The 22340-nt window shown below is 44.7% G+C and carries 22 protein-coding genes and 1 pseudogene; 13 read left to right on the top strand and 10 right to left on the bottom strand.

Translation table 11 applies throughout. The features are described from left to right. Positions 1 to 180 precede the first annotated feature (180 nt). Positions 181 to 750, top strand: coding sequence for an FMN-dependent NADH-azoreductase (locus ACTL4S_RS06530; RefSeq protein WP_004281290.1), 570 nt, complete (start codon positions 181 to 183; stop codon positions 748 to 750). Between the two features lie 62 nt (positions 751 to 812). Here the strand turns inward: ACTL4S_RS06530 and ACTL4S_RS06525 are convergent, their stop codons facing one another. Further along, complete coding sequence (locus ACTL4S_RS06525) at positions 813 to 1724, bottom strand: alpha/beta hydrolase (protein WP_004729134.1); 912 nt, start codon at positions 1722 to 1724, stop codon at positions 813 to 815. A gap of 156 nt (positions 1725 to 1880) precedes the next feature. Here ACTL4S_RS06525 and ACTL4S_RS06520 point away from each other — a divergent pair, with 156 nt between their 5' ends. Next, complete coding sequence (locus ACTL4S_RS06520; protein WP_005105342.1) at positions 1881 to 2318, top strand: DUF2147 domain-containing protein; 438 nt, start codon at positions 1881 to 1883, stop codon at positions 2316 to 2318. Between the two features lie 72 nt (positions 2319 to 2390). Here the strand turns inward: ACTL4S_RS06520 and ACTL4S_RS06515 are convergent, their stop codons facing one another. Further along, positions 2391 to 2741: a Spx/MgsR family RNA polymerase-binding regulatory protein gene (locus tag ACTL4S_RS06515; protein WP_005105344.1), complete on the bottom strand. Its 351-nt coding sequence runs from the start codon at positions 2739 to 2741 to the stop codon at positions 2391 to 2393. Between the two features lie 473 nt (positions 2742 to 3214). Further along, entirely contained in the window at positions 3215 to 4033 is an 819-nt protein-coding gene (locus ACTL4S_RS06510; protein WP_005105345.1) for an exodeoxyribonuclease III, read from the bottom strand. A gap of 40 nt (positions 4034 to 4073) precedes the next feature. Here ACTL4S_RS06510 and pyrE point away from each other — a divergent pair, with 40 nt between their 5' ends. Then, positions 4074 to 4724 carry an orotate phosphoribosyltransferase gene (gene pyrE, locus ACTL4S_RS06505; RefSeq protein ID WP_004729142.1) on the top strand — a complete coding sequence of 217 codons (651 nt, stop codon included), beginning with the start codon at positions 4074 to 4076 and terminating at the stop codon, positions 4722 to 4724. Positions 4725 to 5186: 462 nt separating this feature from the next. Here pyrE and ACTL4S_RS06500 read toward each other — a convergent pair whose 3' ends face one another. Further along, entirely contained in the window at positions 5187 to 5396 is a 210-nt protein-coding gene (locus ACTL4S_RS06500) for a cold-shock protein (protein ID WP_004281299.1), read from the bottom strand. A gap of 549 nt (positions 5397 to 5945) precedes the next feature. Here ACTL4S_RS06500 and ACTL4S_RS06495 point away from each other — a divergent pair. Further along, positions 5946 to 6278 (top strand): hypothetical protein, encoded by a 333-nt coding sequence (locus ACTL4S_RS06495; RefSeq protein ID WP_005105347.1) that lies wholly within the window; start codon positions 5946 to 5948, stop codon positions 6276 to 6278. A 171-nt stretch (positions 6279 to 6449) separates the two neighbouring features. Here ACTL4S_RS06495 and ACTL4S_RS06490 read toward each other — a convergent pair whose 3' ends face one another. From ACTL4S_RS06490 to ACTL4S_RS06475, 4 genes are all read right to left on the bottom strand, one after another. Then, a complete protein-coding gene (locus ACTL4S_RS06490) occupies positions 6450 to 7397 on the bottom strand; it encodes a copper resistance protein B (RefSeq protein ID WP_441298975.1) in 948 nt (315 codons plus the stop codon). After that, positions 7384 to 9150: a copper resistance system multicopper oxidase gene (locus ACTL4S_RS06485; protein WP_441298974.1), complete on the bottom strand. Its 1767-nt coding sequence runs from the start codon at positions 9148 to 9150 to the stop codon at positions 7384 to 7386. The genes ACTL4S_RS06490 and ACTL4S_RS06485 overlap by 14 nt, the downstream gene beginning before the upstream one ends. Positions 9151 to 9191: 41 nt before the next feature. After that, positions 9192 to 9614 carry a hypothetical protein gene (locus tag ACTL4S_RS06480; RefSeq protein WP_441298973.1) on the bottom strand — a complete coding sequence of 141 codons (423 nt, stop codon included), beginning with the start codon at positions 9612 to 9614 and terminating at the stop codon, positions 9192 to 9194. Positions 9615 to 9737: 123 nt separating this feature from the next. Continuing rightward, positions 9738 to 9938 (bottom strand): DUF3565 domain-containing protein, encoded by a 201-nt coding sequence (locus ACTL4S_RS06475; RefSeq protein ID WP_004281307.1) that lies wholly within the window; start codon positions 9936 to 9938, stop codon positions 9738 to 9740. 143 nt (positions 9939 to 10081) lie between these two features. On the opposite strand from ACTL4S_RS06475, the gene gshB reads away from it, so the two are divergent. Next, positions 10082 to 11032 (top strand): glutathione synthase, encoded by a 951-nt coding sequence (gshB, locus tag ACTL4S_RS06470; RefSeq protein ID WP_441298972.1) that lies wholly within the window; start codon positions 10082 to 10084, stop codon positions 11030 to 11032. Between the two features lie 50 nt (positions 11033 to 11082). Here the strand turns inward: gshB and ACTL4S_RS06465 are convergent. Continuing rightward, a pseudogene (locus ACTL4S_RS06465) lies at positions 11083 to 12285 on the bottom strand (MFS transporter). A 424-nt stretch (positions 12286 to 12709) separates the two neighbouring features. Here ACTL4S_RS06465 and murG point away from each other — a divergent pair. The 7 genes from murG (at position 12710) to lpxC (ending at position 20827) form a co-directional block, all read left to right on the top strand. Next, on the top strand, positions 12710 to 13807 hold the full coding sequence (gene murG, locus ACTL4S_RS06460; RefSeq protein ID WP_441298971.1) for an undecaprenyldiphospho-muramoylpentapeptide beta-N-acetylglucosaminyltransferase: 1098 nt from the start codon (positions 12710 to 12712) through the stop codon (positions 13805 to 13807). A 12-nt stretch (positions 13808 to 13819) separates the two neighbouring features. Next, positions 13820 to 15268: a UDP-N-acetylmuramate--L-alanine ligase gene (gene murC / locus ACTL4S_RS06455; protein ID WP_325755232.1), complete on the top strand. Its 1449-nt coding sequence runs from the start codon at positions 13820 to 13822 to the stop codon at positions 15266 to 15268. A gap of 57 nt (positions 15269 to 15325) precedes the next feature. Then, the gene (locus ACTL4S_RS06450) at positions 15326 to 16255 is read left to right on the top strand and encodes a D-alanine--D-alanine ligase (RefSeq protein ID WP_180038191.1); all 930 of its coding nucleotides are present in this window, start codon (positions 15326 to 15328) and stop codon (positions 16253 to 16255) included. Positions 16256 to 16257: 2 nt separating this feature from the next. Further along, positions 16258 to 17112, top strand: a complete 855-nt coding sequence (locus ACTL4S_RS06445) for a cell division protein FtsQ/DivIB (RefSeq protein ID WP_085064739.1) — start codon at positions 16258 to 16260, stop codon at positions 17110 to 17112. A gap of 70 nt (positions 17113 to 17182) precedes the next feature. After that, complete coding sequence (ftsA, locus tag ACTL4S_RS06440; RefSeq protein ID WP_004647239.1) at positions 17183 to 18445, top strand: cell division protein FtsA; 1263 nt, start codon at positions 17183 to 17185, stop codon at positions 18443 to 18445. Positions 18446 to 18604: 159 nt separating this feature from the next. After that, positions 18605 to 19798, top strand: a complete 1194-nt coding sequence (gene ftsZ / locus ACTL4S_RS06435; RefSeq protein WP_071850276.1) for a cell division protein FtsZ — start codon at positions 18605 to 18607, stop codon at positions 19796 to 19798. Between the two features lie 126 nt (positions 19799 to 19924). Then, positions 19925 to 20827: a UDP-3-O-acyl-N-acetylglucosamine deacetylase gene (lpxC, locus tag ACTL4S_RS06430; protein ID WP_441298970.1), complete on the top strand. Its 903-nt coding sequence runs from the start codon at positions 19925 to 19927 to the stop codon at positions 20825 to 20827. Between the two features lie 99 nt (positions 20828 to 20926). On the opposite strand, the gene ACTL4S_RS06425 is transcribed toward lpxC, so the two are convergent. Next, positions 20927 to 21367, bottom strand: a complete 441-nt coding sequence (locus ACTL4S_RS06425) for a DciA family protein (RefSeq protein ID WP_441298969.1) — start codon at positions 21365 to 21367, stop codon at positions 20927 to 20929. Between the two features lie 107 nt (positions 21368 to 21474). Between ACTL4S_RS06425 and ACTL4S_RS06420 the strand changes: the two genes are divergently transcribed. Next, positions 21475 to 22158, top strand: coding sequence for a M23 family metallopeptidase (locus ACTL4S_RS06420; protein WP_005245719.1), 684 nt, complete (start codon positions 21475 to 21477; stop codon positions 22156 to 22158). Positions 22159 to 22340: the final 182 nt, after the last annotated feature.

Below are 22340 nucleotides of genomic sequence, written 5' to 3'. Positions count from 1 at the left end.
CGATAGCGCAAGTGATCCAGGCTATGTCAAAGGGTCTTAATCAAAATTAAAGAGGTTAAGAGGTATACAGTTTTGTTCTAAATTCAGGATGATGTGTTTTATTTGTACTAATTATTTCAATATAGTCAATCGTTAAAATGGCTGCATTGTTAGAAACAACCAAAGATAAAGAGCGAAGCCATGAAAGTTTTACAGATTGATTCCAGTATTTTAGGAGATGCTTCTATTTCGCGTCAGTTGACTCAGGCCGTGGTGGAACAACTGCAGCAAAAATATGCTGAGGCCATTGAAGTTGAGTATCTGGATCTGGCTGCACAGCCTATTCCTCATCTTACCGCCGAAATTTTAATGGGCCAGAATGCAGAACAAACGGCATTGGGCGAGGAAATTTTAGATCAATATTTACAGGCTGATGTCGTGGTGATTGGTGCAGCGATGTATAACTTCGGTTTGCCATCAACCCTAAAAGCCTGGATTGACCGGATCTGTGTCGCGGGACGTACTTTTAAATATACCGAACAAGGTCCTGTGGGTTTGGCGGGCAATAAGAAAGTGTATATTGCCAGCAGCCGTGGTGGTGTCTATGGCGAGCAAAGCCCGGCTGATTTTCAGGAGGCTTTCCTGAAAACCGTGTTTAACTTTACCGGTGTGAATGATATCGAAGTGATTCGTGCTGAAGGAGTGAACATGGGCGAAGCGGTTAAAGCCCAAGCATTGCAAACGGCATTGCAGCAAGTTCAGGCCATTTAAAACCTAAAACCTCTTTTCAAAGGGTCAGCTACGGCTGACCTTTTTTATATGCTAAATCATGCTTAATCTCGGTCCAGACGATGGGCAAATTCTGCAAGATCGGTCAGCGCCTGTTTGGCTTCATCGAACCAGGCACTGAACATCTGGAAGTTGTGCCACATGCCGGTATAGAGTTTAAATTCGACCTCGACACCCGCCTGTTCCGCTTTTTCTTTAAAACGACTAGCATCATCCAGCAGAATTTCCTTGGAACCTACCTGAATATGAATCGGTGGCAAGCCGGCTAAATCGGCAAAAAAAGGAGAAACTTCCGGATCACCACGATCAATCGAACGCGGCACATAATATTCAATCCCGGTTTGAACCGTTTCCAGAGACAGCAGGGCATCATGCTTCTGGTTATAACGTAAAGATTCACTGGTCAACGTTAAATCCAGCAGTGGAGACAGCAGAATCAGACCGCTGACCTGTGGCAGACTTTCCTGCTGTATTTTGAGTGCCAGCGCCAAGGCCAGATTGGCACCGCAAGAATCGCCGGACAGAATAATATCTTTGGCCTGAACACCTTGATCCAGTAGCAGATTATAGACATCAAACAAGGCTTCCAACGCTTCTGGATAGGCAGATTCGGGTGATAGCGGATAATCGACATGCAGCACCTGCATCTGGGTTCGAGCCGCAATTTGAGTCATAAAGGCACGATGGGTATTTAAAGAACCTAAGTAAAATGCGCCGCCATGAATATGAAAAATCAGCTGGGTCGATTCCTGCTGCGGCTTAATTTCTTCCGCGCGCAGTCCGGCCAATCGAAGCGAGCGAATCTGTACCGTTTTATCCTGAGGGAAAAGTTTGCACATCTGTTCCAGAGCAATGCGCATTGAACTCGGTGGAAGACTGAATCTGCTCGGGGCACGAATGGCCGTTTTTAAAAAGCTTTCTGTAATTAATTGTTTCGTTAGCGGGCTTATCTTCATCTTCCTTCCATCTTTTTGTGCTTTTATTGATTGTGTAGATTATTTACCAACCATATTTACAAGGTTACACTAAATAGTCACACCTAAAAATTGAAAAATTGTTGTGACTTTTTAATACTACATGGGTCTATTTTCAGACTAAGGAAATGAAGAAAAATGAAAAAAATAGCGCTTACGTTAGGACTACTAGGCTTATCTGCATTGGCGAATGCCGCGGATCCTTTAAATGGCACGGTATGGAAAACCATTGATGATAAAACCAAGCAGCCTAAGGCCATGGTTAAATTCACTGAACAAAAGAACGGCACTTTGTCAGCCAGTATTCAGTCTGTGTTAACTCCAGGTGAAGAAAATGCCTGCAAGAAATGTGAAGGTCCATATCACAACAAATCTCTGAAAGGCCTGACCATTGTTAAAGGTCTAAAAAATGCTGGCGGGACTAGCTATGACAGCGGTTCGATCCTGGATCCGCAATCCGGTAAAACCTATAAGTTGAAAGGCCAGCTGGCAGACGGTGGCAAGAAACTTGAGCTACGTGGTTTCATCGGTGTAGCGGCATTGGGTCGTAACCAGACTTGGATTCGTGCCAACTAATTTATTTTAAGCAGATATACAAAAGCCTGATCGATGTCAGGCTTTTTTATGAGTGTTATTCAATACAAGATATTAGTGGGCTAAGCTACGATAAGCTGTTTCATCAAAACCGGCAATAAATCCTGTAGAGGTTGCCAAGATTGGACGTTTGATTAAACTGGTATGGGTGGTTAATGCATTAATTAAGGCATTTTCACTTGACAGGGTGGCCTGTTGCTCTTCTTCACTGAGTTTACGCCAGGTAGTGCCTTTCTTGTTCAGAACCACGTCCTGACCCAAGGCATCCAGCCAGGTTTTGACGGTTTCAGCATCGATGCCCTGTTTTTTATAATCATGAAATTCATAACTCAGACCTTGCTCCGTCAGCAGATCAAAGGCTTTTTTCATCGAACTACAATTTTTAATTCCGTAAATTTTTAACATAGCTGCCATCTAAAAAATTTAAATCATGAACTAGCTTAACCAAATTGGCAGCAGCAAACCATGCAAAAGCAAATGAAAAAAAAGAAAAAATTTTAAATACCAGAAAAGTCATGTCATCAAAATGACATCAAGCAGCTTTAATATGAGCAGCAAGAAAAAGAACAATCTAAATAATAAGAAAAATAAAAATTTGGGAATAATAGAAATAGAAAACCCGCATTTAATCATCCTGATCATGCGGGTCTCAATCCAACGTCCAATGTCACATCCATGCAAAACAAGCTAAATCTATAGTCTGTTTTATTTTCGTCCTACGGCGTCCTGTCCTTATGTTGTCGTCCTGACATGTCCTTGTGCCGTAGCGCTATAATGCTATGTTATTACATTAAGATAAACCCAAAAAATACGTCATGTCATGTAAGAGATAAGCCTTAATTGAGTGAACGTATGTTCACTCAATTAAATAATGAAGATTATAGTTTGTAGTCGATGATCACGGGGGCATGGTCGCTAAACCATTGTTCTTTATAGACCCAGGCATTAACGGTACGCTCTTTCCAGTCCGGAGAGCAGGCATGATAATCAATCCGCCAACCAACATTCTTGGCACGCGCCTGTCCACGGTTTGACCACCAGGAGTATAATTCGGCTTCTTTGCGGACTTCACGGAAAGTATCGACATAACCAAGCTCATCGTAGATATGATCTAGCCAGGCACGTTCGTGCGGTAAACAGCCCGAGGCTTTCTGGTTACCCGACCAGTTTTTAATATCGATACGTTTATGCACGATATTGTAGTCACCGCAGACAATCACCGATTTATTTTCATCGCGCCACTGTTTCAGGATTTTTGCGTATTCTTCCAGAAAGTGATCTTTACGCGCTTGTGCTTCATCGCCTGATGAACCCGAAGGCAGATACAGGGAACAGATCTGTACAGTTTGTTCTAGACCCAAGTTAAATTCAGCGGCAATAAAACGGCCTTGTGAATCGGCCAGTTCAAAACCCAAGCCATCGGTCAGAGACACAAAAGGCAGACGGCTATAAATGGCAGTACCGGCATAACCCGGACGCTCGGCAGGAAACAGGTGCGTGTACCAGCCTTCAGGCTTGAATTTATCGGTCCACTGCGCATGCGTGATCCGGCTTTCCTGCATGCAAATCACGTCGGCATCCGACTGTTCCATCCATTCTAATAGACCTTTGGTGACAGATGAGCGTAAGCCGTTGACATTAATTGAAACGACGCGAAGAATTTTTTGATCACCTGGATAGCTACTCTTTGGTATCATGCGCAAGTCTTACCTTAATTAATGGATTTAGGAGCACCTCATGTCAACGCCAGCTCAGTTTAACCCACAAGCTTTTATCGAACTCGCATTATCACGCGGTGTGCTTAAATTTGGTGAGTTTACTTTAAAATCGGGACGTGTGAGTCCCTATTTTTTTAATGCGGGTCTGTTGAATGATGGTGAAGCCTTGACACTGCTGGCTTCTGGCTATGCTGCAAAACTGATTAAATGTGACCATGTTGAAGTGATTTTTGGACCTGCCTATAAAGGCATTCCTTTTGTGGCAGCAACTGCTGTGGCTCTGTCGCAAAATCATGGGGTAAGTGTGCCGTGGGGTTTTAATCGCAAGGAAGCCAAAGACCATGGCGAGGGTGGCGTATTGGTCGGTGCTTCTGTAGAAGGTAAAAAAGTCTGGATCATTGATGATGTGATTACCGCAGGCACAGCGATTCGTGAAGTCGTCACCATCCTGAAAAATGCCGGTGCGCAGATTGCGGGTGTGCTAGTTGCATTAGACCGTCAGGAAAAAGGTCAGGGCGAACTGTCTGCGATTCAGGAAGTGCAGCAAGAGCTTGAGATTCCTGTACATGCCTTAATTACCATGAAAGATTTAATGGACTATCTGGAAGCGAAAGGCGACCTAGCAGCTTTGGCGAAAATGGAAGATTACCGTGTTAAATATGGGATCTAAGCCTGGATTGGCATAGAAAAGGAAGCTTGAGCTTCCTTTTTTTATAGATACTCGATTTTCTAAACATTTGAAATTTATTATCTCTGTCTATTCTTGTAAGCATTGGCTTACATGAATTCCAGCACTTTGCGGCTATTTTGAATAGTGGAAATTTCCTATGATAGCTTTAACAGGAACAGGACGTTCCGCACAAGAATAACAATAGATAAATACAAGGAAAGTAAGGTACGACAGGAGTTATACCAAGCGAACCCATACGGAAAACCCCTGGCAGGATGCCAGGGGTTTTTCATTTTGATCTTTTTATAAAGTCCCACTGAGCAGCAGTGATTTAGAAACATGATTCTTAAAAATTCACTTTTGATGAGCTAAACAGACAAGCAGAAAATCTTTCACCGAAATTATGAATCTTCAGTGCTAAAAAAAGCACCTAAAGGTGCTTTTTCTTATCGTTGGGCTAAATTATAGCGCAACGATATTGATCGCATTTGGACCTTTTTGACCATCAACCACGCTAAAAGAAACGCGTTGACCTTCAAACAAAGTTTTGAAACCAGAACTGCTGATTTCTTTGAAATGTGCAAAAACGTCAGGACCTGATTCTTGTTGAATAAAACCAAAACCTTTAGTTTCGTTAAACCATTTTACTGTACCGGTAACTGTAGTAGACATAATATAACCTGTTAAATTTTAATAATTTTAGTCATGCAAATGACTATGGATAACTTGGAAAAACAACAAGAATTGAAATAAAGATCTGAAAAAACTGAGGATTATAAATAATACTGCGGCACTTAAAGAAGCTTAACTAAACAACGCTTTTTTCTAGTTAAACACAGCATAGCCTAAATCAGAAAATATTCAAGTTTTTTATATTTATTATTTATTTTTCTTATAAAAGTGGCTTAGTTCTTCTTTTTTTAAAAATTTCAAGCTGCTTTTACCTTGAGCTTTATCGGTTGAATCTGAGCTCTAATGAAGCTAAACAATGAAATACATGTTGTGTTTGCGTTACTTTATGTTAATCAGAATCGTTCAGTACTCAGCAAGATTTTACTAAGTCAGTGTATTTTATAACTTTGGGTAAATTAGTATTTGTAGTTTTAAGATAGTTATCGTCATTGTTTGTGTATAAAAATCCACCTATATTAAAATTCAATTGGAAAAATTAACTATAAGAATTTCTTGATTTTAATTTAAAACCAAATACGAGTGAGTCTCATGGATTACTGGAACAGTGTGTTACTTATATCCATCATCACCATGGTTGGACTGGCCATGATCATCCTGTTCGTCGGATGTAAAATGTGGAAGAACTTGGTGGTCACTTTACTGATTGCCACCTTGATTGGTTTTCTGATTGTATGTGCAATCAATTTTGTTTTTGGCGATCGTCTTCAATTTCTATGGGGTGCCCCTGAGACTGGCGATAGCAATTTTATGCTGGAAATGGGGCTGATGAGCCTGTTAATTGGCGGCGTGAGTACCTTTATCATTATGTTAGGCACTTTGGTGGCTAAAAGTAACAGTAGAAATCAAGGCGATGAAGACTAGTTTTTCGCAAAATAACAAGTCTCTTAATGAGCGGGAAAGTGCAGAAAAGCATCGCATGTACAGTTCATAGGCTTAAAAAATCTTTCTCAGTCAAATGTATAGTGCCATAGCGCTACGGGACATGAATGGCGTTTCACATCCCGTAGCTGCATAATTTTCTGTATCAAAAATTTAGAACATCATTCTTAGACCTGCACCATAGAGCCAGCCTTTTTCTGAATCAGAACTTTGCTGCCAGGCTGTCTGTTGGTTGCCTTTGCTGTATTCATAACCGACTTCCAGATAAGGCATGAGCTTTTTGCTCAGTTCATAGCGTGTTTCCAGACCCAAGGTTGCATGACTAAGGCCGGTTTTTTTCGCATTCGCTGCCTGATCATTCAGGATGACATCCAGTTCGACAAAGGGCTGCATAATCAGTTTCTGCGTCAATAACAGGTCACGCTCTGTTTCCAGTTTTAATCCGACAAAGTCATCTTCACCGACATAAACATGAGCATCCGTTTCGAAAAAGTAGGGGGCCAGGCCATGTAGCCCAAATACTGCATCGAAGCGCTCGTTCTGCTGTTGTGTAGCAGGCTCGGCTAAATTTTCCTGTCGATAGCGCACCCCGGTCTGCACATCCCAGAAATCGGAAATATTTCGGCTATACAGCACTTTGGCATCATATTCGGCCTGATGCGATTCATGTTTGTCGGCTTCTAGCTTGAGGAAGATTTTATTTTCATCCGTGCCAATTCTGGCTTGGTTCTTGGACTTGAATGCCCCATTTCCCTCTGAACTATGCTGCCATTTCTGGTCCAGAATAATCTGGCTATAAATCTGTGCACCATGTTCTTTACGATGATCATGTTCGCTGGCAGAACTGACTGAATTTTGTGGCGTGCTCAGCACCTGCTGTTGATGCAATAACTTTGGCGGCGGTTGATAGGATGAGGCATCTGCTGTTCCAGTATGCTGTGCGTGGTTATCAGCCATGTTTTGCATGGCATGATGTCCGCTATGATGCTGATGTTCAGCATGGCTTGTATGATCGCTAGAAGCTGCCGCAAAAATACTCAGACTGCTTAGGATAAGCGCACCGCTGAGCACTGACTTTACAAAAAGATTAGTGATGTGCATGGCTTTCTCCTTGAGCAGCTGCTGGTTTTGAAGGCATTTTTTGTGAAGAAGGGTGAGATGTTTGATCTTCATCTACATGTGCCACGATCAGCTTGTTCATCATGCCGGCACTCATGTGATAGAGCAGATGGCAGTGAATCGCCCATTCTCCCAGTTCGTCTGCTGTGAGCAAGGTCGTGACCGTTTTCCCGGGCGGCACAATCACGGTGTGTTTATTTGGCATATTTGCAGCAGACTGACCATTTTCCAGCTGCATAAACATGCCATGCAAATGCATCGGATGGGCCATCATGCTGTCATTGATAAATTTCAGCCGGATCCGCTCGCCATATTTCACTTGAAGTGGCTCGGCATCACTGAATTTTTTACCATTCATGGTCCAGATGTAGCGCTCCATGGTTCCACCCAGACGAATCACCAGTTCACGTTCTGCTGCGCGGGTATCAGGTTGTGGTGTCAGGGCTTTGAGGTCTTGATATTGCAAGGCTTTGTGCCCTGCAGGCGTAGACATATTGGCCCAGCCCTCAACCGGCTGATGAGGCTGATTGGTTCCGGACATGGCATTATGACTTGCATGCATGTCGTGCTGGGCATGTTGATCATGTTCACTTGTGGCAGTCCACGTGGTCTGGCTGTTGTGTGCATCATGCGACATGTCATGCTGTTCGCCATGTCCCATATCTTCCATGGTCAATAAGGCACGAGGGCGCGATGTCGGTAATTGAACCGGAGCCGTGGTTTTGCTTGAATCAGTTGCCTGATGCAGACTGCCAATGGCAAAGCCTGAGCGGTCGATCGATTCTGCTTCAATCTGGTAATGCGCTGCAGTGGGTTCCACAATCACATCATAGGTTTCAGCGGTTCCAATCCGGAATTCATCTACAGCGACCGGCTGCACCGGTTGCCCATCGGCACTGACCACGGTCATTTTTAGCTGGGGAATACGCACATCGAAAAACGACATGGCTGAGGCATTAATAAATCGCAGGCGGACTTTTTCATTGGGCTGGAACTGGCCACTCCAGTTTTGTTGCGGTGTTTTTCCATTGACCAGAAAGGTATAACCGGTAACATCAGACAGGTCGGTTTTTAGCATGCGCATCTGGTTCCACATCTTGCGGTCTGACCAAGTGGCCTTGAGGCCGTCACGTTTCACCTGCTGGAGTACATCACCCAAGGTTTCGCGCTGGTTCTGATAATATTCGGCCGATTTTTTTAAATTGTTCTGAATCTGCTGGCTGCCCTGTTCGTGAAAATCCGACAGCATCACCACATAATCCCGCTCGGTTTGTTCATGTGGAGGTAGTAATGTCTGTGCTTTGGGGCGAATCACCAATGCGCCATAGAGGCCGTCCTGTTCCTGACCTTTGGAATGTGCGTGATACCAGTAGGTGCCGTTTTGACGAACCTTGAAGCGATAAGTAAAAGACTGTTTCGGTTTGATCCCCTGAAAACCGTTAAATCCGGGGACACCATCCATCAGCCCGGGCAGGAGCAGGCCATGCCAGTGCAGCGAGGTATCCTGATTGTTCAGGTTGTTTTGTACATGAATCACCGCATCATCACCTTCTTCAAATTCCAGCAAGGGTGCAGGGAATTTTCCGTTTACAGTGATACGCTTGACCGTCTTTCCGGTGAGATTGATCGGGCTTTCATCAATGACCAGATGATATTCTTTTACGGCTGCAAACAGGGTAGACGACCAGATGAGACCGAAGCCCAGACACAGGCTTTGACTGATTTTAAGTAACATAACTTAATCCTTAATGAATAAAAAAATTTAAAAATTCAGGATTAAGCTTTGGGTGGGCGTAAGATTTCTTGCCAGTAACCGGCAAGGTGCTTGCCATGATAGGCGGAAAGACGAATTTTTTCTGGATAACTGCGATCAGGCACGCTTAACTCGGGCGCTGCAATGGGCAGGCTGGTGATTAGGCTCTGGCAAGCAGTAGTGCCGCAATCCAGGCAGTCTGGCGAATGCTGGGTGCTGTCACTAATACAATCCGACTGTACCAGATTCTGATCTTGATGATGATCAGTCTCATGCAGAGAATGAGAGGCGGTCGGTTTTTTCATTTCCAGACAATGACTGCTCATTTTTTCAGTCGATATGACCAGATGCATGGTCGTTGCAGATGCGACAGACACACTGCTCCAGCCTATGGCAAAAACCATAAGCATCACCAACCAGATCTGTTTGACGAGCCGTGTGAGCAAAGTGCACCCTGAAAAAATACGCTGCATGTTTGAGCAATAAAAGCATAAACGCAGTAACTCAAATTAGCAAATTCTGGACAAGATTATTTTTTAGGTCACCTACATACTACTTTTTTCATAGGTTCAGGTTTCAGTTTCGCACTTTTCACATTTTTTACAGTCCAGCAGCATCCCGAGTTTTTCTTTGCGCCCTTGCTCGGTCATCACCCATGGGCGATTTTGCCATGGCGGGGTATGCCGCACATGCTGGCCATGTCCGCAGGCCAGTTCTGCAACCCAATGCTGTTCTTCATCCAGATGAAAACCGATAATGGCCTGTTGCATGGCAAACCTCCTATGAGTTCAATCTGCCTCAGTACTTATCTAAAAACCTATATAAAATAAGTCATGCAAAATCACCATAAACAAAAGAATCCACACAGGCTATACTCCTTGCCAAGTCATTTTTTGAAAAAGAGCAGAGACACATGCGCGTACTTGTTGTGATGGATCCCATTGAAAATGTAAACCTGAAGAAAGACTCGACCATGGCCATGCTGTGGGCAGCAGCACGTCGCGGGCATGAACTCGGTTATGCATTGCAGCAAGATTTATATATCGATCAGGGCAAGGCCTTTGGTCTGATCGCGCCGTTACAGGTATTTGAAGACTACGACCATTATTATGAACTTGACGAAAAACAAAAAGAGTCGATCGCTGCTTATGACGTTGTCTTGATGCGTAAAGATCCGCCTTTTGATATGAACTTCGTCTATACCACTTATATTCTGGAGCAGGCAGAGCGCGAAGGGGCATGGATCATCAACAAACCGCAAAGCCTGCGTGACTGTAATGAAAAACTGTTCGCGACCCAGTTCCCGCATCTGCAAGTTCCGACCTTGGTGACTTCGCAGCAAAGCCTGATCCGTGAATTTCTCAAAGAACAGGTCGATGTGATTGTAAAACCTCTGGATGGTATGGGCGGCACCGGGATTTTCCGCCTGTATCAGGATGGCATCAACATCGGTTCAACCATTGAAATGCTGACCAATAATGGTACCCAGCCAATTATGGCGCAACGTTATATTCCGGAAATTGTCGAAGGCGATAAACGCATCCTGATGATTAATGGCGAGCCAGTGCCATATTGTCTGGCCCGTATTCCGCAAAATGGTGAAGTGCGCGGTAATCTGGCCGCAGGTGGCCTAGGCGAGGCACGCCCCCTGACTGAAAATGACAAAGCCATTGCGGCAAAAGTAGGGCCGTTTCTCAGAGAAAAAGGTCTGGTCTTTGTAGGGCTGGATGTGATCGGAAATTATGTCACGGAAATTAATGTGACCAGTCCAACCTGTATCCGTGAAATTGATACGCAGTTTGGCACCTCGATTGCGGATGATCTGTTTGCCGTGCTGGAAGCTGGTCAGGCCAATCAGGTTTAAAGGCAAAATCAGGTGAAAGAAGAGTCTGCTTGCAGGCTCTTTTTACCTTTTTATTTCGGGTAACGCTTAAATAAATATGCCGTCATTACCATGCCCAGCATCGAAAGGCAGACGGTGATAATGGCAAGATTGGCCCAGTATTGGGTGGCAGATATCAGCGCAGCGCTCAGGGTCGGTATAAAAAACTGTGCGCAGGCTGAAATTTGTAAAACCAGACCCACACTGGCCGCTGCTGCATAGGCGCGTGGTGCATAGTGCAGGGTAATCGCAAAAACAGTGGTCGGGATCATCCCGCCAATCAGTGAAAACAGCACGGCACTGGCAACCTGCAATTCAAATGAGAGCCAGGAATTTGCGGCAAATACCAGACAACTGCTACAGAGCATTGCCACAAATCCGGTACTCAATAAGGTGTGCGGTCTATAACCCTGTTGCAGCAACATGCCTGCGCCAAAAGTGCCCCCCAGATTGGCCAGAACGACCATCGAGACCAGCATCCCTGCACGTTTTAAGTCCAGCCCCTGTTCAACATACAGTGTAGGCAGGAAGCCCGTGACAGTAATCCACTGACTGGTATAACAGGCAAAAATAATCGCCAGACAGATAATGGGAGGATGGGTCAGGGTAATTTGAACAATCTGCCAGAATGAGGTGTTTTCCGTAGCTGCCTGGGTAGAGTCTGGCTGTGTTATCAGGGCAGGTTCAATATTTAAATATTGTTTGATCATGCCAGCAATGACAAGGCATAGGCAGCCCAAAATGCCCCAGATCGTTTACCAGTCCAGATATTCAAGCAGGAGAGGAATCATCAATACGGCCAGACTGACACCGATGCCCATATAGGAACTCCAGAGTCCCATCTTGAAATTCAGTGTTTCAGCGCGGCTGGTACGTTTTAAAATTGCTGGCGCACACAAGGAGATGGTTAAAAACCCGATTCCCTCCATAAAACGCAATACATATAAAGTGGCAGGCTGCGTAATCCAAAGCCCGGCAAGACTGCTTAGCCCTAAAATGATTAAGGCCATGATCAGGCAGCGCTTTAATCCTATTTTTTCCGAGAAGGCGCCAATCCATAGCGCAAACAGCATTCCGGCGGCCTGCACCAACGCTAATGAAAAACCAGCCTGAGTAAAACTCAGGTTTAAATCCTGCTGCAACACACGAATCACGGCCGAAAGTTTGCCGACATGGATCGCAGCCAGATAACCGGCCAAGATAATCCATACATCACGAAATGATATTTTTGACATCTATCCGAACTGAGTCCATTTAAAGCATCTGCTTGTACATCAAGCATCATTCATATATAGATATGAATAGCATGAAACTTTTATAAAATTGATAGGATTTAAGCCTAAGATTATCGGCCAATGATAAGAGAGGAGGTGAACGGGAGAAAACGGAAGACCGCTGTAAATAAAGCGCTCTTCGTGGCAAAGTTATTGATAATATAATGAGAAAACTATTTAAAATTGATATGATATGTCACTTAAGTCGAAGGAAAAGTGCAGACCTTATAAATAAAACGAGTCTAAACTTGAAGTTTGCGTGAAAAAAACAATTAAAGCCTTGTTGAAATAAAGTAAATAAACTTTCATGGCCTGAGGTTTGTGATTACAATTGATTACTTAAATCAGATTTCCTGCTCCATTTTTTGAATTGAAGAATTAAACCGTGACCGAAGCTCAGCAAAAACAGCCTAAACATGTCATGATGATGGCCGCAGGTACAGGTGGACATGTGTTTCCAGCGTTAGCTGTTGCCAAAGATTTACAACAAAAAGGTATACAGGTTTCATGGTTGGCCACGCCCGTAGGCATGGAAAACCGCCTGTTAAAAAACCAGAATATTCCCATTTATCAGATTGATATTCAGGGTGTGCGTGGCAATGGTTTTGTGCGTAAAGCCTTGGCGCCTTTTAAAATTATGAAAGCCACCTTAAGTGCCATGAAATTCATGAAACAGCTTCAGGTCGATGCCGTGGCAGGCTTTGGCGGTTATGTGGCAGGGCCGGGTGGATTGGCCGCGCGTATCTTAGGCATTCCGGTGCTGATCCATGAACAGAATGCAGTTGCCGGTTTTACCAACACCCAATTGTCGCGTGTGGCAAAGACGGTGTGTCAGGCTTTTCCAAATACCTTTCCGGCCCAAGATAAAGTCGTGACTACGGGTAATCCGGTACGACAAGAAATTAGCGAAATTTTAAATCCATCCTGGCGTTATCAGGAGCGTGACAAGGCAGGGTTGCCCTTACGTATTCTGATCGTTGGTGGGTCTTTGGGGGCGCAAGCCTTAAATGAACGGGTTCCGGAAGCTTTAAAGCAACTCAATGTGCCATTAAGCGTCTATCATCAGTGTGGGCAAAACCATGCCGAGGCGACCCGGGCACGTTATGAAAATGCACCGGCCAGTCTACAAGTTGAAGTACAGCCCTTTATTGAAGATATGGCCAAAGCCTATTCTGATGCCGATCTGGTGATTTGCCGTGCCGGAGCTTTGACCGTCACTGAAATTGCCACTGCCGGCGTAGCTGCGATTTTTGTGCCGCTTCCAACTGCAGTGGATGATCACCAGGCGGCCAATGCCGGTTTCCTGGCCAATATCAATGCGGCAAAGATTTGCCCGCAGGCCACGATGACCCCGGAAAGTTTAAAAACATTATTAGAGCCGATGCTGAATCGCCAACTGTTAATGGAAATGGCCGTGAAAGCACGCCGACAGGCTCAACCCGATGCGACTCAACATGTGGTCCGTTTAATTCAAGAATTGTAATCCGAGTAAACTATGTCTCCAACAACCCCAGCTGAACAAGCGAAAAAGTTAATCAAAGTGCCGGAAATGCGCCGTATCAAACACATTCATTTTGTGGGGATCGGTGGCGCAGGCATGTGTGGTATTGCGGAAGTGCTGAAAAACCAGGGCTATAAAGTTTCCGGTTCAGATATCAAGGCATCCAATACCACCGCACAGCTGGAAGCGAATGGCATTAAAGTCTATATCGGACATACTGCAAATAATATTAAGGGCGCCAACGTGATTGTGGTTTCTACCGCGATTGATAAAGAAAATCCGGAAATTAAAACCGCGATTGAAAACCGTATTCCTGTGGTTCGCCGTGCGGAAATGCTGGGTGAACTGATGCGTTACCGTCATGGTATTGCCGTTGCTGGCACGCATGGCAAGACCACCACCACCAGCCTAATCACCTGTATGCTGGCTGAAGAAAACATGGATCCAACCTATGTGATCGGTGGTTTGCTGAACCGTACCGGTATGAACGCAGCCTTGGGCGCCAGCCGTTATATCGTGGCCGAAGCCGATGAGTCAGATGCTTCTTTCCTGCACCTGGAACCGATGGCTGCCGTGGTGACCAATATTGATGCTGATCATATGGATACCTATGGCGGTAGCTTCGATGTCCTGAAAGATACTTTTATCCAGTTCCTGCAAAAACTGCCATTTTACGGCTTGGCTGTAGTCTGTGGTGATGATGCCAATATCCGTGAAATTATGCCGCGAATTGCACGTCCGTTACTGACTTATGGTTTCAATGAAGACAATGACATCCGCGCAGTAGATGTTGATCAGGATGGCATGCAAACCCACTTTACCGTATTGCGTAAAGAGCGTGAGCCATTGCGTGTAACGGTCAACCAGCCAGGCTTGCATAATGTGCTGAATGCCCTGGCCGCGATTGGTATAGCAACCGATGAAGGTGTGTCTGATGCTTCAATCTGCCGTGCACTGGAAGGTTTCAGTGGTGTGGGTCGCCGCTTTGAGGTTCAGGGTGAGTTTGCGATTGAGGGCGGTGACGTGAAACTGGTGGATGACTATGGCCATCATCCAAAAGAAGTCGAAGCGACGATTAAAGCTGCGCGTCAAAGTCATCCAGACCGTCGTTTGGTAATGATGTTCCAGCCACACCGTTATAGCCGTACCCGTGACTGTTTTGATGATTTTGTGGAAGTGCTTTCTACTGTAGACCAGTTATTGTTGCTGGATGTTTATCCTGCCGGTGAAAAACCGATTGTCGGGGCGGACAGCCGTAGTTTAGCCCGCAGCATTCGTCTACGTGGCGAAGTCGAGCCGATTCTGGTTGATGCAGCGGACGGCAACCTGAATCAGATCATGAGAAAAGTATTGCAAGCAAATGACTTGTTATTAACCCAGGGCGCAGGTAATGTTGGAGCAATCTCAGTCGAACTTGCACAAAATCACTTATATATAAAATAGTCATCTTGCATGACTGAATTGAATTGACCAGATTGAAAAAAGTTTAAGGATATAAACGTGTCAAATGCTTCAAAATTCGGAAAAGTTGCCGTGTTGCTTGGTGGTAAATCTGCAGAGCGTGAGGTTTCTCTAGACAGTGGTACGGCGGTACTTGAGGCATTAGTGCGTTCAGGGGTCAATGCAGAAGCGTTTGACCCGCAGCAGCGTAGTGTCACAGAGCTGGTAAATTATGATCGTGCTTTCATTGTATTGCATGGACGTGGCGGGGAAGATGGCCAGATCCAGGGCGCACTGGAATGGTTAAACGTACCGTATACCGGTACGGGCGTACAAGGTTCTGCGATCGGCATGGACAAGGTCAAGACCAAGCAGGTCTGGCAGGGTTCGGAATTGCCGACAGCGCCGTATCGCATTGTCACCAAAGATTCTGATGCGACCGACATTGTTAATGCTTTAGGTTTGCCTTTGATTATCAAGCCGGTACATGAAGGTTCCAGTATCGGCATGAGCAAGGTTGAGAAAATTGAAGACTTTGCTGAAGCAATTACCAAGGCAACTGAACATGATGCCGTGGTGATGGCAGAAAAATGGATTACCGGCCGTGAATACACCATTGTGGTTTTAAATGGTCAGGCGCTACCTGTGATTCGTCTTGAACCGCCTCAAGATGTTGCTTTCTACGATTATGAAGCGAAATATCAGCGTAATGATGTGCAATATGGCATTCCATGTGGTTTAACTGAAGCTGAAGAGCAGCAGTTAAAAGCCTTAAGTTTGCGCGCATTCCAGGCAGTCGGTGCCAGCGGTTGGGGCCGGATTGATGCCATGCAGGATGAACAGGGCAACTTCTGGTTGCTTGAAGTGAATACCGTGCCAGGCATGACCAGTCATTCACTGGTGCCAAAAGCGGCAGCTGCAGTCGGATACAGTTTTGATGAGCTGTGTGTGGCGATTCTGGAACAGACCTTAACTGGTTCGGCACACTAAATATGGCTCAACTTCCTGTTTCCATGCGCCGTAAACGTGCTGCGATTACCTCAATTCACGACAAGCCGCCGACACGCAAAGAAAAGCTGACCAATTTTGGTGGCTGGTTATTGTTGTGTATTGCGGTATTGGTGCTGGCCTTTGGAATATTGGGCTTATATAAAGTCATGACCAATAGTGACGTGGCAGAGCTGGGCGTGATAGGTACGCGCTCGGCTGCTGAACAGCGTCAGGTCATGCAATATGTGTCACCGATTGTGACCAAAAACTATTTTACTTCAGATCTGGAAGCGATCCGCGATCGTACTCTGGAATTATCCTGGGTGGATCGGGTCGTGGTGTCCCGAGCCTGGCCAAATGGCATTCGGGTGCGGGTGATGCCGCATCATGCAATTGCACGTTGGGGAACAGGGCGTTTATTGAGTGACAGTGGTGTTATTTTCACTGAAGTCACACCCAAGAATTATCAGGCATTACCGTTGCTACATGGGCCAGCGAGCCATGCAGAAACCATGATGCGTCGTTATAATGAAATTAATCAGTTATTTTTGCCACAAGGCATTCGTCTAAAAGAATTATATCTCACCGAGCGAATGACCTGGTTTATGCAGTTTGATTCGGGTTTAAGAATAATTGTGGATAAAGACCAGACTATGAGCAAATTACAACGCCTGAGTCATCTGTCTCAGAGCGATTTAAAGCCGGTCTGGTCTAAAATTTCGGCCATCGACCTGCGTTATCGCAATGGATTGTCGATACAGTGGAAAAATTCAATTCCGCCTAAAATTGTAAATGGACATTTTATTGTAACCATTGATGACACGGGCGTTGAGAATAAGGTAACAGTAAAGCCATAATGACCGGCTTTAAAAAATAGAGGCATTTAAAGCCATAAATCTAACAAACACGTAATGGTAGTAGTGAATAATGAGTGAAGCTGTTCCCTCGGTTGTGGCGATTGACATTGGGACACACAAAGTTTCAGTTTTGATTGGCAAGGTACACGCGCCAGACAATATCCAAGTGATTGGTATGGCCACCGCTCGTAACCGAGGCATGAGTAAAGGGAAAATTGTCAGTCTCGATAAAGTTATTACTGCAATTAAAAATGCCGTTCAAGAAGCAGAAGATATGGCGGAATGTCGTGTACATTCTGCCTGGGTCTCTATTCCAAGTGCCGAATTAAAAAGCTTTTATGCTTCAGGTCGCACCTCGATCGACAATAGCGAGCATGCGATTACCACCAGTGAAGTGGTGCGTGCACTGGAATTGGCTAAAGCTAGTCATTTGACTTCAGATCATTATCTGGTCAGTGCTGTGCCTCTGGGTTTTGAGCTGGACGACTCACCGGAATGGGTGTTAAACCCGATTCGGATGTCGGCACATAGCATGACCGGACACTATCATTTGATGATGCTGCCGATCAGTACCATGCAGAATATTGATCGCGCCCTGAAAGGTGCCAATATTGGTGTAGAAAAAATGGTGGTGTCGAGCTTGGCTACTGCTGAAGCCAGCCTGCTGAAAGACGAAAAAGAATATGGCGTATGCTTAGTAGATATCGGTGCCGGCACGACCAATGTTGCAGTGTATGTGGATGGTCGTTTGGCCTTAACCCATACCTTCCAACGTGGCGGTGAACATGTGACCCGTGATATTGCAGCAGTATTGCAAACCACAACTGAAGAAGCTGAACGTCTGAAATTATTGTATGGCTGTGTCGACCTGAAAGTGGTCAAGCCTGACCATATGATTCAGTTCCAGGGGATTGATGGGCCACAAACCATCAGCCGGATTGAATTGACTGAAATCATCATGGCGCGTTATGAAGAAATTCTGGGTCTGGTACGTGATGAGCTGGTGAAAAATGGTGCCATCCAGGGCTTGTATCATGGTGTGGTATTGACCGGTGATGCTAGTCATATCGAAGGAATGGTGAGCTTTGTTCGCCGTACCATGGGAGTTTCGGCGCATTTAGGTAATCCGCCGACTCAGGTGTATGCAGATGAACAACATCAGGCTGCTTTACGTCGCTCGCAATATAGTACGGTGGCGGGCTTGCTGATGTTTAGTCAGAGTGATACCCAAGACACGATTGTGGAACAGGATGATGTAGAACGGTTGTCATTGGCTAAGCGGGTCAAAAGAGCCTTGTTTGGCTTTAATGACACCTTGAAATCAATCTTTTAAGTCGATTTTTATTGTGAATATTGTTGGGAAGATGTAGTTAATCGGGCTTGTACTTGACAAGTGAACGCATGAGCAGCATTCTTAAAAACAATTTTATTAAGATTAAGGCAGTATACGGGCTTAGTGACTGCCAATTATGAATTAGGAATTTTATAGGTCATGGCCTCATTTGAATTTTTCGAAGACGATCATAGCGATAGCAATGGTCAAGCCCGTTTCACTGTGTTTGGTGTAGGTGGTGCGGGTGGTAATGCTGTACAACATATGTTGCAGTCCGATATCCAGGGCGTAAAGTTTGTTTGTGCCAATACGGACAAGCAGGCATTGGATCGCATGGAAGCCGAATTTAAAATTCAGCTGGGCGAGCAAAGTACCCGTGGTCTGGGTGCAGGTGCAAATCCGCAAGTCGGCCAGACCGCAGCAGAAGAAAGCCGTGAACTGATCCGCCAGCAGCTTGAAGGGACCGATATGGTCTTTGTTACTGCGGGTATGGGTGGTGGTACCGGTACCGGTGCAGCGCCAGTCGTGGCTGAAATTGCGAAAGAAATGGGTATCCTGACCGTTGGTGTCGTGACCACGCCATTTAACTTTGAAGGCAAACGCCGTTTACAGTCTGCTGAAAAAGGCATCGAAGCCCTTGAGCAGCATGTAGACTCATTAATCATCATTCCAAACCAGCGTCTATTGAAAGTCTTCCGTGATATTTCAATGAAAGATGCATATAAAAAAGCGGATGATGTTCTACTGAATGCAGTACGCAGTATTTTTGATTTAGTCGTCCGTCCTGGCCATATCAACCTTGATTTCGCCGATTTGAAAACAGCCATGAGCACTCGTGGTTATGCCATGATGGGTGTCGGTTTGGGTCGTGGTGAGAACCGTGCACGTCAGGCTGCTGAGCAGGCGATCCGTAGTCCATTACTCGATAACGTGACTATCATGAATGCCAAAGGTATTCTGATCAATGTGACCGGTGGTGATGATGTGACTTTCGGTGAAATTGAAGAAATTACCGATGTTGTGAACCAGATTGTTGATTTAGATGAAGGTCAGGTGTTCTACGGTACCGTTTTTGATCCGGATGCGCGTGATGAAATCAGCGTGACTGTGATTGCAACAGGTCTAACCCGTCATGCAGCGGATTCAGTTGAACCGACCAAACGTACCAATGTACAGGCAACTCGTCCAGCAGCAGCTGCGCAGGCGGTGGTGGAAGATGATGATGTACCGGCAATTCAGCGTCAGCAGCATGAAACAGGTGCAACAGCGAATCCAGCGGCAGCTTCAGTTTCTAGCCCGCGCCCGACGCCAATGAGTATTCAGGATTATCTTAAGAATCAACAGCGTAAATAACATGTAACATCATGTGTTTAGCTGGATTAGACAGGAAAGGTGGCTTTTAAGCCACCTTTTTGTTTTTTATCAATGGCCAAATATGCTAACGTATAGCGGTTTTATAGATGAACAGATGATAAAAGCATGTTGAAACAACGTACCCTGAAACGTGTCGTGAAAGCGAGCGGAATCGGTCTTCACAGTGGGCAAAAAGTCATGATTAACTTTGTGCCGCACCATGCCGATGGGGGAATTGTGTTTCGTCGTATTGACCTGAATCCGCCGGTGGACATTCCTGCCGATGCTATGCTGATTCAGGAAGCCTTCATGTGCTCGAACCTGGTTCAGGAAAATGCCAAAGTAGGCACCATTGAACATGTCATGAGTGCGATCGCTGGTCTGGGCATTGATAACCTGATTATCGAAGTGTCAGCCTCTGAAGTGCCGATTATGGACGGTAGTGCAGGTCCGTTTATTTACCTGTTAATGCAGGGCGGTTTGCAAGAGCTTAATGCCGCTAAAAAATTCGTCAAAATTATTAAACCGATTGAAGCGCTGATTGATGACAAGCGTGCCATTTTTAGCCCACATGAGGGCTTTCAGCTAAATTTCACCATCGATTTTGATCATCCTGCCTTTAAAAAAGAACATCAGTCCGCCAGCATCGATTTTTCTACTGAAACCTTCGTTTATGAAGTCAGTGAAGCGCGTACCTTTGGGTTTATGAAAGATCTGGATTATCTCAAAGCCAATAATTTGGCGCTGGGTGCAAGTCTGGAAAATGCCATTGGTGTAGATGAAACCGGGGTCGTTAATGAAGAAGGTTTGCGTTTCTCAGACGAATTTGTACGTCATAAAATTCTGGATGCAGTAGGTGATTTATACCTGCTCGGACATCAGATTATTGCCAAATTTGATGGTTACAAATCTGGGCATGCCTTGAATAATCAACTCTTACGCAATGTGAAAAGTGATCCAAGCTGCTATGAAATTGTAACATTTGATGACGAAGCCAATTGTCCAATCATGTATGTGAATGTGACATAAGTCATTGTGTTTGTGTCTTTATGTTTTTGTTAGTGCTTTAATACTGTGACAAACATCACATAATGTTTGATTTTTAATTTATTACATTTGATTGCTATGTTACTTTTTATTGCTTGCCAAACGTAGTAAAGCTTGGCTAAGCTTAGGGTCGCTTATAAAGTCAGCAGCACTACGAAGTAATTCCTGTGTTTCTGCATTTAAGGCTCTTTCAGGTGTTGCTGAAACGGGTGGCGTTTGCGAAGGATTCCGCAGGCAAACTTGAAGTTTAGTAAGATCTGTTAATTCATTTATTTGAGAGAGTTGTGAAATGTATTGCTTTTGAAGATAGGCCAATTGACTGATTATGGCCTGGTTTTCACCGGTAATCGTTAACACACCATTTTGATAGCAGACAACTTGCCAGCGTTCCGGTTGGGGCAATAGCGGTTGTACGAGTTTCGTAAGTTTCTGCCATGCGGCAACTTGTGATGAGAGAAACGAAAAGTTTCCTGTTTTTATCTGTTTTCTTGTTTGTTGAAAAACGTTGACAGGTTCCGACATACATAATTCCTACATATTTATGTCTTAATCTTATGCGCTTCTTTTAGTGGATATCAAGGATAGAGATCTTCAAGAAACTCGATTAAAGCAGTTTAGAGAGGTTTTTTATGCATATGCGACGTATTTTGTTGGCATTTTCTTTATCAGTTTCAGCGGCTTCGGTTGCGTTTGCAGATTTAGTCAATCTAAATCAGGAAAATGGTTCAACAGATCGTATCGAGCAATTGACGCGTACTCTGGCACAGGGTGCATATACTCATCCCGATGATATCGACATTCCGGCACAGACTAAATTGAATGTTCAGCTGCGTGAGAAACCGGTTGAACTAAACAATCGAACGCTTGCTCAGAAGTATGCCAATACTTCATCAAACAAAGCGGCAGCTAACAGTGCTTATTCTTGGCTAATTTCTCATCCTTTACCTAATTCTCGCGTAAGTTCAAATTACGGTGGTCGTACCATGGGTGGTCGTGCTGAAAATCATTCAGGCCTTGATCTTGCAGCGCCAAGTGGTACACCAATCTATGCAACAGGTCCAGGGATTGTGACCAAATCAGGTTGGGGTACAGGTTATGGTCAATACGTTGAAATCAATCATGGCAATGGCTATTTAACACGCTATGCTCATGCTTCACGTCTTATTGCACGTGTGGGAGAGCAGGTGCAAGCGGGTGATCATATTGCTAATGTCGGCTGTACTGGTCGCTGTACCGGTCCACACTTGCATTATGAAGTAGTAAAAGACGGTCAACGTAAAAACCCATCTACTTATTTGGCCATGTTACCTTAAGTATAGACCTGAATAACAAGATGCATCTTTATACATAAAAAATCTCCGATAAGCATTTTAAAGCGTTTAAGCTGAAGGCTCTTCAAGTCAACTTGAAGGGCTTTTTGTTTTATCACTTTTAAGTCTCATATTATCACCAACTATTATAATGATTGTATAATAAATCGCCTTTATTGACTATT

The organism is Acinetobacter lwoffii, assembly GCF_052078135.1.
GTDB classification, from domain to species: Bacteria; Pseudomonadota; Gammaproteobacteria; order Pseudomonadales; family Moraxellaceae; genus Acinetobacter; species Acinetobacter lwoffii_Z.
Note: the sequence above shows the minus strand (reverse complement) of the source record. Positions and strands in the feature narration are given on the sequence as shown.

What these genes read in the sequence shown, in the direction of transcription:
- ACTL4S_RS06510 (WP_005105345.1), bottom strand. Translation starts at nt 4,033, where the DNA reads ATGATACCAAAGAGTAGCTATCCAGGTGATCAAAAAATTCTTCGCGTC.
- ACTL4S_RS06490 (WP_441298975.1), bottom strand. Translation starts at nt 7,397, where the DNA reads ATGCACATCACTAATCTTTTTGTAAAGTCAGTGCTCAGCGGTGCGCTT.
- ACTL4S_RS06485 (WP_441298974.1), bottom strand. Translation starts at nt 9,150, where the DNA reads ATGTTACTTAAAATCAGTCAAAGCCTGTGTCTGGGCTTCGGTCTCATC.
- ACTL4S_RS06425 (WP_441298969.1), bottom strand. Translation starts at nt 21,367, where the DNA reads ATGTCGGAACCTGTCAACGTTTTTCAACAAACAAGAAAACAGATAAAA.
- ACTL4S_RS06495 (WP_005105347.1), top strand. Translation starts at nt 5,946, where the DNA reads ATGGATTACTGGAACAGTGTGTTACTTATATCCATCATCACCATGGTT.
- ACTL4S_RS06420 (WP_005245719.1), top strand. Translation starts at nt 21,475, where the DNA reads ATGCATATGCGACGTATTTTGTTGGCATTTTCTTTATCAGTTTCAGCG.
- ACTL4S_RS06525 (WP_004729134.1), bottom strand. Translation starts at nt 1,724, where the DNA reads ATGAAGATAAGCCCGCTAACGAAACAATTAATTACAGAAAGCTTTTTA.
- ACTL4S_RS06445 (WP_085064739.1), top strand. Translation starts at nt 16,258, where the DNA reads ATGGCTCAACTTCCTGTTTCCATGCGCCGTAAACGTGCTGCGATTACC.
- murC (WP_325755232.1), top strand. Translation starts at nt 13,820, where the DNA reads ATGTCTCCAACAACCCCAGCTGAACAAGCGAAAAAGTTAATCAAAGTG.
- ACTL4S_RS06520 (WP_005105342.1), top strand. Translation starts at nt 1,881, where the DNA reads ATGAAAAAAATAGCGCTTACGTTAGGACTACTAGGCTTATCTGCATTG.
- ACTL4S_RS06530 (WP_004281290.1), top strand. Translation starts at nt 181, where the DNA reads ATGAAAGTTTTACAGATTGATTCCAGTATTTTAGGAGATGCTTCTATT.
- lpxC (WP_441298970.1), top strand. Translation starts at nt 19,925, where the DNA reads ATGTTGAAACAACGTACCCTGAAACGTGTCGTGAAAGCGAGCGGAATC.
- ACTL4S_RS06500 (WP_004281299.1), bottom strand. Translation starts at nt 5,396, where the DNA reads ATGTCTACTACAGTTACCGGTACAGTAAAATGGTTTAACGAAACTAAA.
- ACTL4S_RS06475 (WP_004281307.1), bottom strand. Translation starts at nt 9,938, where the DNA reads ATGCAACAGGCCATTATCGGTTTTCATCTGGATGAAGAACAGCATTGG.
- ACTL4S_RS06515 (WP_005105344.1), bottom strand. Translation starts at nt 2,741, where the DNA reads ATGTTAAAAATTTACGGAATTAAAAATTGTAGTTCGATGAAAAAAGCC.
- gshB (WP_441298972.1), top strand. Translation starts at nt 10,082, where the DNA reads ATGCGCGTACTTGTTGTGATGGATCCCATTGAAAATGTAAACCTGAAG.
- ftsA (WP_004647239.1), top strand. Translation starts at nt 17,183, where the DNA reads ATGAGTGAAGCTGTTCCCTCGGTTGTGGCGATTGACATTGGGACACAC.
- ftsZ (WP_071850276.1), top strand. Translation starts at nt 18,605, where the DNA reads ATGGCCTCATTTGAATTTTTCGAAGACGATCATAGCGATAGCAATGGT.
- pyrE (WP_004729142.1), top strand. Translation starts at nt 4,074, where the DNA reads ATGTCAACGCCAGCTCAGTTTAACCCACAAGCTTTTATCGAACTCGCA.